Raw genomic sequence first — 15,540 nt, 5'->3', positions numbered from 1 at the left:
GCAGGACACTGATTTGCTTCCTCGAAAATGCCCACGCACGATGGAAATGCGTTAGCATTTTCGGAGGAGTCTACGCGCCTTCCACTGCAATCAACAGGTTAAAAATCAACCTTCAACTTTAACAGAGTCTTTTTTTAATTAATCCCGCTCTCGACAGTGAGAGTTTTGCTAGCGGTATCCATTTGTGCTCGAGTACCAAATGGAACAGCAATATGCGGAGAGCAATGCCCCATATTGAAGCCTTTTAACGCTGGCCTTCCAGCAAGTTTAATATAATGATGGAGTACTTCATCGAGAGTAAGAGACAGTTCCCTTTCAGGTACACAATTATTGAAATCGCCAACTAAGATCCCTGCTGCTTCCTGAAGCTTGCCCGCCATATATAGCTGGTTCAGCATTCGGTCCACAGCACGGGGCTCTTCATTGATATCTTCAATTAATAAAATTTTCCCCGCTGTATCAATTTCAAATGTTGTCCCCATCGTACTTGAAAGCAGCGACAAGTTCCCTCCTACTAATTCTCCATCTGCTGTCCCTGAAACCAGTTCATCCAGTTCTGAGATAGTATCGGTATAACGTAATTCTGCAGGATGGAAAAGCTGCTTGAATTGTTCCTTGGAAATCAGGCTGGCTTCTTCTTTTCCAATGTCTGAAGCAATCATCGGACCATGAAATGTTACAAGGCCTGACTGCTGCCGTATGGCTGTGTGTAAAAAAGTTATATCACTGTAGCCCCAAAAGATTTTAGGACTTCTGCTGATGACTTTATAATCGATTGCTGAGGCAATGCGTGCAGTTCCATATCCGCCTCCTGCACAAATGATGCCTTTCACCTCATCATCCTGAAACATTTCATGCAAATCTGCTAATCTTTCTTCATCACTTCCAGCAAGATACCCATATTCCAGGTAAAGTGATTTTCCGAGTTTATAATTCAAACCTAACTCTGCAAAGAATTTTAATCCGCGTTCGAGATTTTCTTTATTGGGAGGACTTGCAGGGGCGATCACGCCAACTGTATCCCCTTTTTTCAGTCGTTCAGGCTTGACTAACATGATGGATCGACTCCTTTTGTTAATATTACTATGCTATCAATATGTATATCCTCAGAGAGTATGTATTAGTAAGACTCTTTCTATATTCCGTATACTTTGTTGCATTAAGTAAGTTATTTCCACATTTTAAAAACTACATCTATTTGAACGGCTGAAAACTCAATTAGTAAAAAAGAGGCGATCCAAGACGGACACCTCTTTCTTAGAAAGTACAGCGTTTAAGCTAGAAAATAAAAGTAAAGAAATTACTTCTTATCTGCCCATTTCAATTCAAGATAGCCAACTGGATGGCGAACAACGCCGCTTACAGCTTCGTTTTGCAGGTAAACTTGGTTATAGAAATGAACAGTGAAAATCGGTGCTTCATCAAAAAGAATTTTCTCTGCTTCGTACATTAACTCAAAACGCTTTGATTCATCAGCTTCATTTTTAGCAGCCTTGATCAGCTTGTCATATTCTGGATTTCCCCAGCCAGTACGGTTCATGGAGTGACCTGTCTGGAAGTTTTCAAGGAAGTTGATTGGGTCTGCATAGTCAGCAAGGAAAGAACTGCGGGAAAGCTGATGCTTAAGTGCTTTCTGTTCTTCAGCGAAAACATTCCATTCCATGTTAGCCAGCTTTACTTCTACTCCAAGGCTTTCCTTGAACATTTGCTGAAGAGCTTCTGCGATTTTCTTATGAACATCACTAGTGCTATAAGTTAAAGTAACTTCAGGAAGTTCAGTGTATCCTTCCTCTTCCATACCCTTTTTCAATAATGCTTTTGCTTCTTCAACATCCGTTTTATTGAAGTCGCCGTTCGCTTCACGGAAGTCTTTTCCAGAAGGATCCTTAAATCCAGGTGAAACGAAACCATAAGCTGCTTTTTCTTTATTCTTTGTTACGAAATCAACAATTTTTTGCTGATCTACAGCAAGAGCAAATGCTTTACGAATATTCACGTTTTGGAAAGGTTCCTTTGTAACGTTGAAGCGGTAGAAGTAATCTCCTGCCTGGTCTTCAACCTTCACGTCTCCTTCTTTAAACAGCTTGTCAGCAAGTTCAGCAGGAACGTCCGAAACATCAAGGTCACCCGCTGTAAACATTTGGTACTCAGTGTTAGTATCGTCGACAATCGCCCACTCAACTTTATCAAGCTTTACATTTTTTGCATCCCAATACTTTTCGTTCTTTTCCATAACGAATTTCGTGTCATGCTCCCAGCTGGCAAGATTGAAAGGTCCGTTTCCAACGAATGTATCTGCTTCTGCAAACCATTCTTTATTTTCCTTTGCAACCTTCTCATTGATTGGGAAAAATGCAGGGTTGGCGATAACGCTTAAGAAATATGCCTGAGGACTTGTTAAAGTAACCTCAAAAGTCTTAGCGTCAACTGCTTTAACTTTTACATTTTCAGCCGATCCCTTGCCGCTGTTGAACTCTTCGCCGCCTTCAATAAAGTAGCCAAGGAATGCTGCAGAAGAACCTGTAGCAGGATCTAAAAGACGCTTCCATGCAAATACGAAGTCATTAGCTGTTACGTCATCGCCATTCGACCATTTTGCGTTTTCGCGGATATGGAATGTGTATGTTTTGCCATCTTCGGATACATCCCATTTTTCAGCAGTCGCTTCTTCAGGCTGGTGCTCAGCATTTAAGCGCGTAAGACCTTCCATCAAATTGTTCAGAGCGCTCCAAGATGCCGAATCAAAACCAATTGGTGGATCAAATGAAGTTGGTTCCTGGCCATTATTCAGATAAAGGACCTTTTCTCCGCCCTTATCTTTGTCCCCTTTGTCTTTTCCATCTGTTTCTTTGCCTGTGCTCTCATTTGCAGTACATGCAGCAAGTGTGAATACAAGCATGGCTGCCATCAGCATTGTCAAAAACTTCTTCACTCTGTTTCCCCCTTTAAGTTTATGTGAAAATTTATATCAAAGAGGCTTACGCCTGATTGAACAAGGTTATTTGTTTGCCAGTAATATTTTTGCTCGTTCATCCTGAAGCCAGCAATCGACTTCATGGCTGCTTGAAAGCTGTGTCTGGAATGGATATACCTTGTCACAGACCTCCATCGCATACGGGCATCTCGCCGTAAAAGGACATCCAACCGGTGGAGAGAATAAATCCGGTGGAGTCCCGCCAATTGGGATCAACTCCGCTTCTTCTACATCAAGGCGAGGCACTGAGTTTAACAATCCTTTAGTGTAAGGGTGTTGCGGGCTATAGAATATTTCCCGCCTCGTGCCGGTCTCGACGATTTTTCCAGCATACATGACGGCGATCCTGTCTGCCACCTGGGCAACCACTCCTAAGTCATGTGTGATCAGGATGATCGAGACACCTGTTTTCTTTTGAATATCACGGAAAAGCTCAAGAATCTGGGCCTGGATTGTTACATCCAAGGCTGTCGTAGGCTCATCCGCAATCAGCACTTCCGGCTGGCAAACCAAGGCCATTGCAATGACAATCCTCTGCCTCATCCCGCCGCTGAATTGATGCGGATATTGTTTTAAACGGGCATGTGGACTAGGAATTCCTACTAAATCAAGCATCTCAATAGCTGTTCTTTTTGCTTGCTCTTTTGAAACCTTCATATGCTGAAGTATACCTTCTGTCAGCTGGTCACCAATAGTGAGAGTAGGATTTAGCGCAGTCATTGGGTCCTGGAAAATCATCGAAATATCGGAGCCGCGGATTTTCCTCATTTCGGAATCCTTTAATTTCGTTAAATCTTTGTTTTTATAAATGATTGAACCACCATCGAATTTTCCAGGCGGCTCAGGAATTAACTTCATGATGCTCTGGGAAGTCACACTTTTTCCGCATCCGGATTCTCCAACAATCGCGAGGGTCTCCCCTTTATGTAAATCAAAAGTGACACCGCGGACCGCTTTTACTTCTCCGCCAAATGTCTTGAAAGAAACGTGAAGGTCTTTTACTTCAAGTACTTTTTCCATGATGCTTACCTCCTCAGCTTCGGATCAAGTGCATCCTGAAGCCCATCACCTAAAACATTAAATGAAAACATAGTCATTGAGATGAAGAACGCCGGGAAGAACAAGCGCCACCAGTCTCCTGATAAAATGACCGGCAACGCATCGCTAGCCATTGAACCCCAGCTTGCCATTGGTGCCTGGATACCAAGGCCCAAAAAGCTAAGGAATGCTTCAGCGAAAATGGCTGACGGTACAGAAAGAGTCATTTGCACGATGATTGGGCCCATTGTGTTTGGCAGCAGGTTCCGGCGGATGATCCGGCCAGTTTTTGTTCCAAATGTTTTTGATGCTAGTACAAATTCATAGTTCTTGATTTGCAGGACTTGTCCACGGACAATTCGAGCCATTCCAATCCAGCCGGTTATAGTCAGTGCAAAGATGATCGTTGCAAGGCTTGGGCCCATTACTACGCTAATCAAAATAACAACGAGCAGATATGGCAGTCCGTATAGTACCTCGATTACTCTCATCATGTAATGGTCGGTTCTGCCGCCTTTATAGCCAGCAATACCACCGTAGATGACTCCGATTAAAAAATCGATAAGTGCGGCTGCGACCCCAACGAATAAGGAGATACGAGCTCCATACCATGTCCTGGTGAATACATCTCTTCCTAAATCATCTGTTCCGAACCAGTATTTACTTGATGGAGCCAAGTTCTGATTCATCAGGTCCTGATGGTCCATAGTATGAGGGGAAATAATTGGACCGAAAATTGCCATAAAGGACAGGAAGGATAAGAAAAATAATCCCAGCATCGCAAGTTTGTTTTTCAAGAGTCGTCTCCAGGCGTCCTGCCAATACGACAGGCTCGGTCTTACTACGGCCTCGGCATCAGAGTCATTTATCTTTTTTGGAACAAACCATTCGTCGGGAACTGTTGATGATTCGTGTGTTTCTTGAATTTTCCTAAGTGCCATCATCGTCCCTCCTTTTTATGCAGTTTGATCCTTGGATCAAGAATTCCATATGCAAAATCAACCAGGAACAGCATCATGATCAATACCGTACTGTAAAAGATAGTCGTCCCCATGATGACTGGGTAGTCACGCTGATTAATGCTTTCAACGAAATATTTGCCCATACCAGGGATTGCGAAGATTTTTTCAATGACAAAGGTTCCTGTCAAGATGCTTGCAGCCAATGAACCGAGAATGGTTACTACTGGCAGTAAAGCATTTTTCAATGCGTGCTTGAACACGATTTTTACAGGTGATAATCCTTTAGCTTTAGCAGTTCTTATGTAATCCTGGGTAAGAACCTCCAGCATGCTGGCCCGTGTCAGACGTGCAATAATGGCCATTGGACCTGTCGCAAGCGCCAGTGTCGGCAGGATCATATGCTTTGGGCTTGACCATGTGGCTACAGGGAGAATTGCCCAGTTGACTGCAAGCTGCTGGATCAGGAGGGTTGCCATGACAAAGTTTGGAACGGATATGCCGAGAACGGCAATCGACATGGCTATATAATCGATGAAACCGTTGTGGCGAAGTGCAGCAATTATACCTAATAAGATGCCAGAAAAGATTGCGACGATGAGAGTGACCATTCCAAGTTCAAACGATACAGGAAAGCCCCTTCCGAGCATTTCATTAACTGTCTGTGAGGACTTTTTGATTGAAGGCCCGAAATCAAATGCCGCAACAGACTTTAAATATAAAAAGTATTGAACGTACAATGGTTCATCCAAATGGTAATAGGCCTCTAGGTTCTTCTGCACTGCCTCGCTTGTGGCCCTTTCTTCATTAAAAGGTGAACCAGGGATTGAGTGCATCAGGAAAAATGTTAAGGTAATGATGACCAGCAAAGTGACGACCATCGCCCCTAGTCTTTTGACAATATATCCGAGCATTTACTCACTTCCTTATCTCGTCTAAATGCAATAATCTTGGTGAATTAACTTCGATGATCAGCAAAAAGTAGTTCTCATCGCAAGCTCTGTCATGACAAGCATAGCTTGATAGGCTTCTAGAATATCCTTTGCCTGGTAACGGACAATCGTTGTTCCTTCTTCAATTTCAGTTCCTGGCATTAAATTTGCCCATTCAGCCTCCCCGTAGTTGGAAAATTCGATTCTTAGCACTGGATGTTCAGGTGGAGTAAGCGGTTTCACTTTATCTTTGTTTTTAAGGGCTAGTTCTGTTTTTTCAGCTAGAAGCTGCCCGGCTTTTGCAGGAGTGAGTGATTTGGCTGCTGATCTTGAAATCGACTCTTTCACAACCACAGTAGTAACATTCGGTATTAGTGCTTCCGCCTCTCGGGCAGCGCCATCATCCCCTGCTACCATGATGACAGGCACGCCGTAATAACCTGCAACGTAAGCGTTGAAGCCTAGTTCTCCAATTTGAACATCATTTATGTACATATGGCGTACTCCGAAAATCATCGAGTGTGACATTACGCCTTTCATTGAAGCCCTCGCGTGATAACCAACAAAAACAGCTCCAGCAAAGCTATTATCCAGCCCCTGTACCATTGAAAATGGTTTGACATCTCCTGTGATCAACTGAGTTTCCGGATGTAACTCTTCAATCAGGAGATTGTTCATCTTGGAGTGGCTGTCATTGACGATTACTTCTTCACAGCCCTTTTCAAAAGCAGCGGTGATGACATGGTTCGCCTCCTGAGTCATGATTTTACGGCCACGTTCGTAGTTGTGCTTTGAGGAATCTACATGGGTATAATCTACCAATCCAGTAATCCCTTCCATGTCTACAGATATGTATAGCTTCATTTTGACCCAACTTTCTATTAATAATTATCTTAAAATTATAAATAATAAATCTACCATTAGCAACCTTTTCTCCCATAAAATTGGTCTATTACAAAGAAATAGTAGATTTGGCCCCTTATCGATCTGCTAAATAAAAACTATTTGTTGAATAATATTTTCTTTGATGATTTTCATTAATGATTTATATGTACTGGTAAGAAAATGGATAAATCGTCGGTGTTTTAAAAAAAATGAAAAAGTTTAATGAAAAAAGAATTTTTGCGAGATAATGCTTTAGGTAAGCACTTTGTAAATTAAGCTTTCGTGAATGCAAAAAAGGCACGTGATTTTTCACGTGCCTTCTTCATTACTTTTAATGAAATCCATTAATTCAATAAAATGAGTCAGTACTTTTGCGGTCAGTCCCCAAATGACTTTGCCGTTGTACCTATAAAAATATTCATCCATTGTCCGGGTTTGCCATTTATAATTTTCACCGCCAATGATCAAATCAAATGGGAAGCCATCCTCAGGTTCTACCTGAAAATTAATTTTATAGCTGTCTGGCTGATTCTTTTTAAAAAAGGATAATGGAACAGTGAAAACTTCACCAACCTCAGCCACATTTGGGGAAATCATTTTAGTATCCTTAATTGTTCCAGCAAATGGATAGATGATTGTCCCAAAAGCTGAAACCATATAGTCCAAGGGGATGATATCCATTATATCGCTTTCCTTTATGCCAAGCTCCTCTGAAGTTTCACGGATTGCAGCTTTTTGTGGAGTTTCCCCCTTTTCTATTTTCCCTCCTGGAAAGCATACTTCGCCGGGCTGCCTTCTTAACGTCAATGAGCGTACCTCAAATAATACATGGACTTCATTATCCACTTCGACCAGCGGCAAGAGAACTGCGAATTTCAAGAATTGATCATGGCCTAGAATTGAGGGTGTACGCCCTGATAAAGCCTCTGAAATCTGTCTAATATTTGTTATTGGACTCCACACTCCCTGTACCAGTTTTTATCTTATTTTATTATGAATATGAACAGAAAAGAAAGGGAATGGCTTTTAATTTACAATAAATGAAAATCGTTGAATGAATTTTTATTAACTAGTCATTTAGCAGCAATAAGAAAAGCGCAAGCGCCTTGGTCAGCCCGGACAAGTGCTGGAGCTGGACATTTCTCGAAGTGAGTTTTCTTTCTTATCTCAAAATAAAAACAGTGGCAAGATGCCACTGTACAATTATCAATATCTGGAACCCCTAGTTCGTCCCTTGATCGCGTTATATGCGATTAAGATTAGTCCGGCTACCAAGAGTATGTGAATAACTCCTCCGGCAATATGAAAAATCAATCCTAATACCCAAAGAACCAGCAATATAGCTGCTATTGTCCATAACATGATGAAATTCCCCTTTCAGTTTGTTTTTTTCTTACTTTAATCATACCCTTTGTGGATTTCCATTAAACAAGCATGCCTGCAGTTAAATGTTTGATAACTTTCTTCCCTCTATGTAAAACTATAGATAAGAATAATTTTTCAGATAGGAGCTTGGCATGCACAACTATAAAATTTTGTTCTTGGATATCGACGGTACGATTTTGAGACCTGACGATACAATTGAAGAGTCGACTAAAAGCGCAATTGAGGAAATGAAGGAACAGCATATCGAGGTTGTGCTTGCGACTGGCCGGCCGATCCATGAAATTTCGGAAATTGCTGATGAGCTGAAAATCACCTCTTTTATTGGATACAACGGTGCCCTTGGGATATATGAAGGGAAAACCATATTTGCTGAGCCTATGCAAGCTAGCGAAGTCCAATACATTCTCGATGTTGCGAAGGAACACGGACATGAAGTGGTGCTCTATACTTCCGAAAAAAATTACCTCACAGACCTTGATTCCGTTTTAGTGAAGGTTTTTCTTAAACAATTTCATCTGCGGAAAAATGATATTTTTACTGAACAGGTCATAAATGGTATTTTAGGTATGACCATCATTACGAATGGCCGATTGGGACATGAACTTTATGTATTCGATGAGGGAATACATTTATCACAGGTAAATATAGAGGGAATGGAACATTGCTTTGATGTTATCAGGGACAGGGTCAATAAAGGCGTGGGAGTTGAGTTTTTGCTAGAAAGACTAGGCATTGAACGTGAAAGTTCTATTGCTTTTGGTGATGGAATGAATGATAAAGAAATGCTTTACGCAGTTGGTGACGGTTTCGCAATGGGGAATGCCCATCCGGATTTGTTTCAGCATGCAAAACACAAGACCACTGAGGTAACCGATTCCGGAATTTATAATGGTTTGAAGTCGCTTGGTCTATTAAAATGAACAAAGGGAACCTCTTATGCTGAGGTTCCCTTTGTATTATAAAATTATCTTGCAGCTCTTTTTCGTGCGTTTGCCTGCGTAATTTGATTTTCTGGCTGTGCTGTCTTTTTTTGCAGCTGGGATTTATAACTTATCCAATACATCAGCGCAACAAAAACGCCTCCTCCAACTGCGTTTCCTAAATAAACTGGCACAAAGTTTCCGAAGTATTCAGTCCAGCTGTAATGGCCAGCGAAAATGGCGGCTGGGATTACAAACATGTTCGCCACAACGTGCTGAAAACCAATTGCTACAAAGCCCATAATCGGGAACCAAATCGCCAGGATCTTCCCTGTCATATCTGATGCTCCGTATGAAAGCCAGACTGCCAATCCTACAAGCCAATTACATCCGATTCCAGAGAAAAAAGCGGCCCAAAAGCTGTCATCTAATTTTGCTCCTGCAACCGCTACTGTTTTATCCAAGAATGGGCCATTTTCGGTCAACCCGACTACATGTCCAAAAATATAGGCAACGAACAGAGCTCCGACAAAATTGCTGATTGTAATCCAGAACCAATTATTAAGCAATTTTTTCACAGTCACTTTCTTAGCCAGGCTCGCGATTGAAATTGCGGTCATATTTCCTGTCAGTAATTCCCCGCCTGCAAGCAGGATTAAAATCAACCCAAGCGGGAAAACAGATGCCCCGAGAAAAGTACCGAATGTTCCCCATTCATGTGGCAGGTTAGCGATCACCCTGATATCAAGCAAATACCCCAAAGCGATAAATGCTCCTCCTAAAAAGCCGAGCACCAGCATATTCTTAATAGGCATGGAGGCTTTGTAGGTACCCGCGTCTACAGCCAGTTGGGCAATTTCCTGCGGTTTTCGAAAAGCCAATTTAATTCCTCCTGTTCTATAGATGCTAAGTTATTGGCGATGTTTTTCCTTTTACAGGCTTAATTCCCCTTTCTGAAACAAAAAAACAGCCTTTTCCGAATAAATAAAATGGGCTGAATATTTTTTGACAATTATTTTCGATTGACATATCATAATGATATATCAAATTGATATATATTCATTAAGGGGGAAAATAATCATGTCAATTGAACATTCTATCCTGGCCGTTATAAGCTTCCGTCCAAGCTCCGGCTATGACATTAAGAGTGAATTTGAACATAAAGCTGCGGGTTTATATTGGGGTTTAAGCTACGGAAGCCTTTATCCGAAGCTGAAAAAACTCGAAGAAGAAGGATACATCACCACTCTTGAGGAAGACAAGGATGGCCGAAAGAAGAAGCTGTATGATTTGACAGGAAAAGGCTGGCGCGAGCTGGAAAATTGGCTTGCACAGACACCTGCTCCTCCAGTGATCAAGGATGAGCTTTTCATGAAAATGGCAGCCTGGCATAAGGAAATGAATTTGGGAACTCTTTGCCTCCATCTTAGAGCAAGACAATCAGAATCTAAAGAGCTCCTCAGCTACATTAAGAACTGGAAGCAGAATAAGACATCATACATCAACAGTGTAGGAATGCTGGCAATCAGGTATGCAGAGCTTAAGCTGGAAGCTGAACTGCAATGGATTACCGAGTCGCTCGAAGCGATGGAGCACAACGATATGCCTGTTGGCCAGGATCCCTCCCAATTAGAGGAAAAACAGCTTGAACGCAGGAAAATAGCATTAATGAATGAAATATAGGAGGCTAAAAAATGAATGCTGGAATGTTTAAGCCATTGGGAAATAAAGCTTATCGCTCGCTGTTCGGTGCACAGGTTTTTTCGGATCTGGGGAACTGGCTTGATTTTGTAGCAATACAAGTGATTGTCGCTTATCATTGGGGACTTGGTGAAGCAGCGATTGCCTCAGTCATTATTGTCCTAGGACTACCATGGGTAATAATCGGGCCGCTTGCGAGTGTGTTTGTCGATCGACTGCCGAAAAAAATGCTGATGATCTCCTGCCTCCTGCTCAGGATTCTTTTTGTAGCAGGCCTGTTTTTTGCGCCGAACCTGATCATTTTGTTAGTTTTTGTCTTCCTGAAAGCAACCGTGGCTGCTCTATATGATCCAGCTAGGCAAAGTGCCATCAGGTTTACCGTTCCTGAGGATGAGCTCCCTGAAGCAGTTACACTTAGTCAGCTTTCAGTCAATACAATGAAAATAATCGGACCTGCGCTCGGGGGAGGTTTGATCGCGCTATTTGGAGTGAAAAGTCCTTTTATTTTTGAAGCAGCCGGCTTTTTAATTGCTGTTTTATTTTTAATGAATCTTCCAAAAATCGAAAAAGAAGCAAATAATTTGGAACAAAAAGTTCAGAAACCATCATTTTTTAAGGATTTCTCCGAAGGCATTCACCATATTTTTTCAACACGCATTCTAAAAGCAGCAATCATCTTATCCTCTATCGCCTTTTTTATTATTTTTTTATATGATGGATTGTTTGTTTTTATTGCTCAGAAGCTTGGCTTTGGAAAAGAGGATTTCGGCTGGCTGATCAGCTCAGTTGGATTCGGAAGTGTGGTTGGGGCATTGCTGCTAGGCAAATGGACCAATTGGAAGCTGAGGCCGATTCAATTAATGGCCGGGGCATCTTTGTTCAGCGGTGTATTTATCTTATTGATCGGTCTTGGTGCAAAAGGAGTATTTGAACTGCCGAAAATTGGCTGGATGGCGGGTGCTTTCCTGCTTGGTGTTCTTGGCTCAGCTCAGGGAGTACCATATGGATACATTCTTCAATCGGAAACCCCTAAACAAATAATGGGCAGGGTTTCAGCCTCAGCAATGTCGCTCCAGACCTTTTCGATGCTAGTTGCACCAGCGGCTGGTGCTTTGCTGGCAAAGCTCATTGGTGTTCCAGTTGTGTTAATTGGTGCCGGAATAGCAACCTTCTTTCTCGGAGCTTTCGCCCTATCAGTTCGAATAAGTCAAGTACCTAAAATAGAAAGTATTCAAACTCTAGACAGTTAATTTAACGCATTAAAGCGCTGGGGGTCAGACCCCCAGCGCTTTAATGTGGTACAGTGTTTAGTCTTTATTCAGAAGTTCTTCCCCTGCGATGCCTGGGTTTGTCATTTCGTATGGATTAAGGATTAAATCTAGTTCTTCTTCTGTCAATACATCGTATGCAAGACATAGTTCCCTGACTGATTTTCCTGTAAGGATTGCTTCGCGTGCAATTCTTGAAACTGCTTCGTAACCAAGGTGCGGATTGACAGCTGTGATGATGCCTACACTTCCCTCTACATCCTTCTCCAGCTTTTCTTTATTCGCTTCAATACCCACTAAACAATGATCTGTAAATACTTTGAATCCATTGTTCATGATGCTGATCGACTGAATAAGATTGAACACCAGGACCGGTTCCATAACATTCAGTTCAAGCTGTCCCGCTTCAGATGCAAGGCAAATCGTATGGTCATTGCCAATGACCTGGAATGCTACCTGGTTAATGACCTCAGGCATTACTGGATTTACCTTTCCTGGCATGATCGAAGACCCTGGCTGGCGGGCAGGCAGGATGATTTCATTAAAACCTACGCGTGGACCAGAAGCCATCAATCGCAAATCGTTAGCGATTTTTGACATATTCATCATACATACCTTCAAGGCAGCAGAAACAGTGGTATACGCATCGGTATTTTGTGTGGCATCAACCAAATGATCTGCGTTAGTTAATGGATAACCACTAATTTCGGACAGATGGCGGACGACATTTTTAATATATTTTGGATTAGCATTTAAACCCGTTCCAACTGCCGTTGCTCCCATATTTACTTCGTAAAGGTGGCCGCGAGTATGCTTGATTCGTTCGATGTCTCGTTCGATGACACGTGTATACGCCTCGAACTCCTGTCCAAGTCGAATAGGCACAGCATCCTGCAGATGTGTTCTGCCCATCTTGATCACGGAATCGAACTCTCTCGCTTTCTTTGAAAAGACCTCTCGCATAATAATCATTGTATCAAGCAGTTTGTCCAATAATGAAAGGACCGAAATATGGATCGCAGTAGGAAAAGCATCATTTGTTGATTGAGCCATATTAACATGCGAATTCGGACTTAATGTGAAATAATCCCCTTTTTCCTCACCGAGCAGTTCAAGAGCGCGATTGGCGATTACTTCATTTGTATTCATATTAATGGATGTTCCAGCTCCGCCTTGAATAGGATCGACAATAAACTGATCGTGCCATTTTCCATCGATGATCTCGTCTGCGGCTTTGACAATGACATCACCAAGACCGCCATATAGTCTTCCAGTTTCCATATTGGCAAGTGCAGCTGCTTTTTTGACGATCGCCATCGCTTTAATAAGTTCACTATGTATTCTATATCCTGTGATTGGGAAGTTTTCTACGGCCCTCAATGTTTGAATGCCGTAATAGGCATCAGCCAAAACTTCCTTTGTTCCTAAAAAGTCTTTTTCAATCCGGACTTTTACCTCTGACATTTTCTACGCCTCCAGAAAGTATGTAATGTACCTTAGCTTAAATCATGTATATGTACGAAAAGCTAACGAATCAAAACGGTTTCGACAAACTGATTCTGAAATGTTTTTATGTTTGTCCCCTTCGGACTTCCATGTTAGCTTGCCTACCTATTGTAAATCAAATCATGAAAATCATCACGTTAAATCATATGTTTTTTGCATTGTATTTTCAAAAATTCCACCTTGCATCCAGAAATAATGTATTAATCAATCTGATTCAACCAAAAGCTGTGCGAACAATGTGTGATTTTTGCATCTTATGGTGAAACACCACTACTTTTGATAGCTTTTGTCACCATGCAGGAAAACTGGAATATCAATGAGGAATTTATTTGTAACACATTAATTTAAAACTATTAACAGAAAGGAATGTGCACGATGACTGACACTCAATTCATGAAAGCATATACAATTAAAGAGGTGTCCAAGAAAATTAATGTTCCCTCTGGAACCATCAGACAATGGGAAAAGGATCTTACAGGGTTGCTAATCATACCGCGGACTAAACAAGGCGCGAGATTTTATACAGATATGGAGATCGAATTTTTGATGAAAATCAAGCAGATGCGCGATAAAAATTTAAGCAAGGAAATGATTCGCGACCTTTTGCAAAGACATTTGGGAAATGACCCTGAGTCAGTAACTGAGCCATTTTCAGATACAAGTGCATTAATGATTGAACCGGGTGTCCCTGCCAAGCTTCACGCACAAAATGAAGAAGGTTATGAAGCTTTTATGGCTGCTATGGAGCAATATAAAGAAACTCTAATTGCAGAAGTAAAAGCGGAGATCAGGAACGGCATTCGTAAAGAGGTTCTGGAAGAAGTTAAAAAGGAAATTTCCAAGGGCACTTTTACGACAGTCAAAACGATTTCCGACTCGATTTATAAATCCGGTGAACGGACTACCGAACAAATTAAAGAACTCACAGACACAGTGACAAAAACTTCGGCAGAAAATTCCGATACACTCGGAACCATTTCTTCGGAGCTTTCGAATGTTTCGAAGGGTACTTCTGAATTACACACTAGCATTGCAAAAGTATCGAGAGGCACAACTGAAATGTTCGGCATAATTTCTGAAAGTGTCGTAAAAGCTTCACAGGGCACATCCGAAAAAATTGCCCAGCTTTCGGAAAATATCCAAAAAACATCCAAAGGAACGACAGACAAAATTACCAAGCTAACTGAGAGTGTTGCGAAGGTTTCGAAGGGAACCTCTGAAAAAATAAATACCCTTTCGGGAAGCATTGCGAATGTTTCAAAAGGGACTTCCGAAAAGATTGCTTCCCTGGCAAACAGCCTGACAAAGACTTCAAAAGGAACGAATGAGAAGATCGCCTCACTGGCAAGTTCAGTTGAAAAAATGACCTCCGGGACGAACAAGGAATTATCAGTGCTGTCTGGACGGTTGAACGAAACAACAGAAACCGTAGCTGAGGAATTTAAAATTCTTGCCGATTATGTATCAAACAGCCGTGAAGCAACCAATCAAGAACTCTCGAATTTAAATGAGATCCTCACGCAAGAAAGAGAGTATTTTGTAAAAACCATTAAAACCGAACGCGAAGAATTCCGGAAAGAGATCAGGCAGCGCGACGAAATGTTTAAAGATATGGTCGAAAGCTTCCGTGAAACAGCTGCTTCAAAACAACATAAACGGAATTGGTGGAAGGTTTGGAAATAGCATTGCCGTTTGGCTTAGCCTTTTTTTAAAAAGGCTATTTTAAAGCCTAATGTTGTTTTTAAAACCTGTTGATTGTAGTGGAAGGCGCGAAGACTCCTCCGACAATGCTACCGCATTTCCATCGTGCGTGGGCAGGTTCGAGGAAGCTTTTCAAAGTCCTGCGGGCGCAGCTGGTCAGGTGAGACCCCGCAGGAGCGAAGCGACGAGGAGGCTCAGCGCAAGCCCCGCGGAAAGCGAAGCGCCTGGAACGGAAATCAACAGCCTTGTTTAACAGAGACTTTAAAAAAT

At 41.9% G+C, this 15,540-nt stretch carries 14 protein-coding genes; 4 read left to right on the top strand and 10 right to left on the bottom strand.

Going from position 1 to position 15,540, the window contains the following annotated elements:
• Window positions 1–134 precede the first annotated feature (134 nt).
• The 8 genes from AABM38_RS13395 to AABM38_RS13360 all read right to left on the bottom strand — a co-directional run bounded on the left by AABM38_RS13395 (window position 135) and on the right by AABM38_RS13360 (window position 8,150).
• Complete coding sequence (locus tag AABM38_RS13395) at window positions 135–1,055, bottom strand: S66 peptidase family protein (RefSeq protein WP_423406885.1); 921 nt, start codon at window positions 1,053–1,055, stop codon at window positions 135–137.
• A 245-nt stretch (window positions 1,056–1,300) separates the two neighbouring features.
• Window positions 1,301–2,932 (bottom strand): peptide ABC transporter substrate-binding protein, encoded by a 1,632-nt coding sequence (locus AABM38_RS13390; protein ID WP_423406884.1) that lies wholly within the window; start codon window positions 2,930–2,932, stop codon window positions 1,301–1,303.
• Window positions 2,933–2,998: 66 nt separating this feature from the next.
• On the bottom strand, window positions 2,999–3,994 hold the full coding sequence (locus AABM38_RS13385; protein ID WP_423406883.1) for an ABC transporter ATP-binding protein: 996 nt from the start codon (window positions 3,992–3,994) through the stop codon (window positions 2,999–3,001).
• 5 nt (window positions 3,995–3,999) lie between these two features.
• On the bottom strand, window positions 4,000–4,953 hold the full coding sequence (locus AABM38_RS13380) for an ABC transporter permease (RefSeq protein ID WP_423410732.1): 954 nt from the start codon (window positions 4,951–4,953) through the stop codon (window positions 4,000–4,002).
• The gene (locus tag AABM38_RS13375; RefSeq protein WP_423406882.1) at window positions 4,953–5,885 is read right to left on the bottom strand and encodes an ABC transporter permease; all 933 of its coding nucleotides are present in this window, start codon (window positions 5,883–5,885) and stop codon (window positions 4,953–4,955) included. The genes AABM38_RS13380 and AABM38_RS13375 overlap by 1 nt, the downstream gene beginning before the upstream one ends.
• A 57-nt stretch (window positions 5,886–5,942) precedes the next feature.
• Window positions 5,943–6,767 (bottom strand): M55 family metallopeptidase, encoded by an 825-nt coding sequence (locus AABM38_RS13370; protein WP_423406881.1) that lies wholly within the window; start codon window positions 6,765–6,767, stop codon window positions 5,943–5,945.
• Between the two features lie 330 nt (window positions 6,768–7,097).
• Entirely contained in the window at window positions 7,098–7,751 is a 654-nt protein-coding gene (locus tag AABM38_RS13365) for an NUDIX hydrolase (RefSeq protein ID WP_423406880.1), read from the bottom strand.
• 243 nt (window positions 7,752–7,994) lie between these two features.
• Window positions 7,995–8,150, bottom strand: coding sequence for a lmo0937 family membrane protein (locus AABM38_RS13360; RefSeq protein WP_335377668.1), 156 nt, complete (start codon window positions 8,148–8,150; stop codon window positions 7,995–7,997).
• Window positions 8,151–8,305: 155 nt separating this feature from the next.
• On the opposite strand from AABM38_RS13360, the gene AABM38_RS13355 reads away from it, so the two are divergent.
• Window positions 8,306–9,094 (top strand): Cof-type HAD-IIB family hydrolase, encoded by a 789-nt coding sequence (locus AABM38_RS13355; RefSeq protein ID WP_423406879.1) that lies wholly within the window; start codon window positions 8,306–8,308, stop codon window positions 9,092–9,094.
• Between the two features lie 44 nt (window positions 9,095–9,138).
• Here AABM38_RS13355 and AABM38_RS13350 read toward each other — a convergent pair whose 3' ends face one another.
• Window positions 9,139–9,975: a formate/nitrite transporter family protein gene (locus AABM38_RS13350; protein WP_423406878.1), complete on the bottom strand. Its 837-nt coding sequence runs from the start codon at window positions 9,973–9,975 to the stop codon at window positions 9,139–9,141.
• 199 nt (window positions 9,976–10,174) lie between these two features.
• Here AABM38_RS13350 and AABM38_RS13345 point away from each other — a divergent pair, with 199 nt between their 5' ends.
• The gene (locus AABM38_RS13345) at window positions 10,175–10,777 is read left to right on the top strand and encodes a PadR family transcriptional regulator (RefSeq protein WP_423406877.1); all 603 of its coding nucleotides are present in this window, start codon (window positions 10,175–10,177) and stop codon (window positions 10,775–10,777) included.
• Window positions 10,778–10,788: 11 nt separating this feature from the next.
• Window positions 10,789–12,045: an MFS transporter gene (locus AABM38_RS13340; protein ID WP_423406876.1), complete on the top strand. Its 1,257-nt coding sequence runs from the start codon at window positions 10,789–10,791 to the stop codon at window positions 12,043–12,045.
• A 57-nt stretch (window positions 12,046–12,102) separates the two neighbouring features.
• On the opposite strand, the gene aspA is transcribed toward AABM38_RS13340, so the two are convergent.
• Window positions 12,103–13,527 (bottom strand): aspartate ammonia-lyase, encoded by a 1,425-nt coding sequence (gene aspA / locus AABM38_RS13335; RefSeq protein WP_423406875.1) that lies wholly within the window; start codon window positions 13,525–13,527, stop codon window positions 12,103–12,105.
• A 417-nt stretch (window positions 13,528–13,944) separates the two neighbouring features.
• Between aspA and AABM38_RS13330 the strand changes: the two genes are divergently transcribed.
• Window positions 13,945–15,252, top strand: coding sequence for a MerR family transcriptional regulator (locus AABM38_RS13330; RefSeq protein WP_423406874.1), 1,308 nt, complete (start codon window positions 13,945–13,947; stop codon window positions 15,250–15,252).
• The last annotated feature ends 288 nt before the right edge of the window (window positions 15,253–15,540 follow it).

Origin of the sequence: Heyndrickxia sp. MSNUG (genome assembly GCF_049532715.1) — a bacterium.
Classification (GTDB): domain Bacteria; phylum Bacillota; class Bacilli; order Bacillales; family Cytobacillaceae; genus Mesobacillus.
This window is presented reverse-complemented; position numbering and strand designations above follow the sequence as displayed.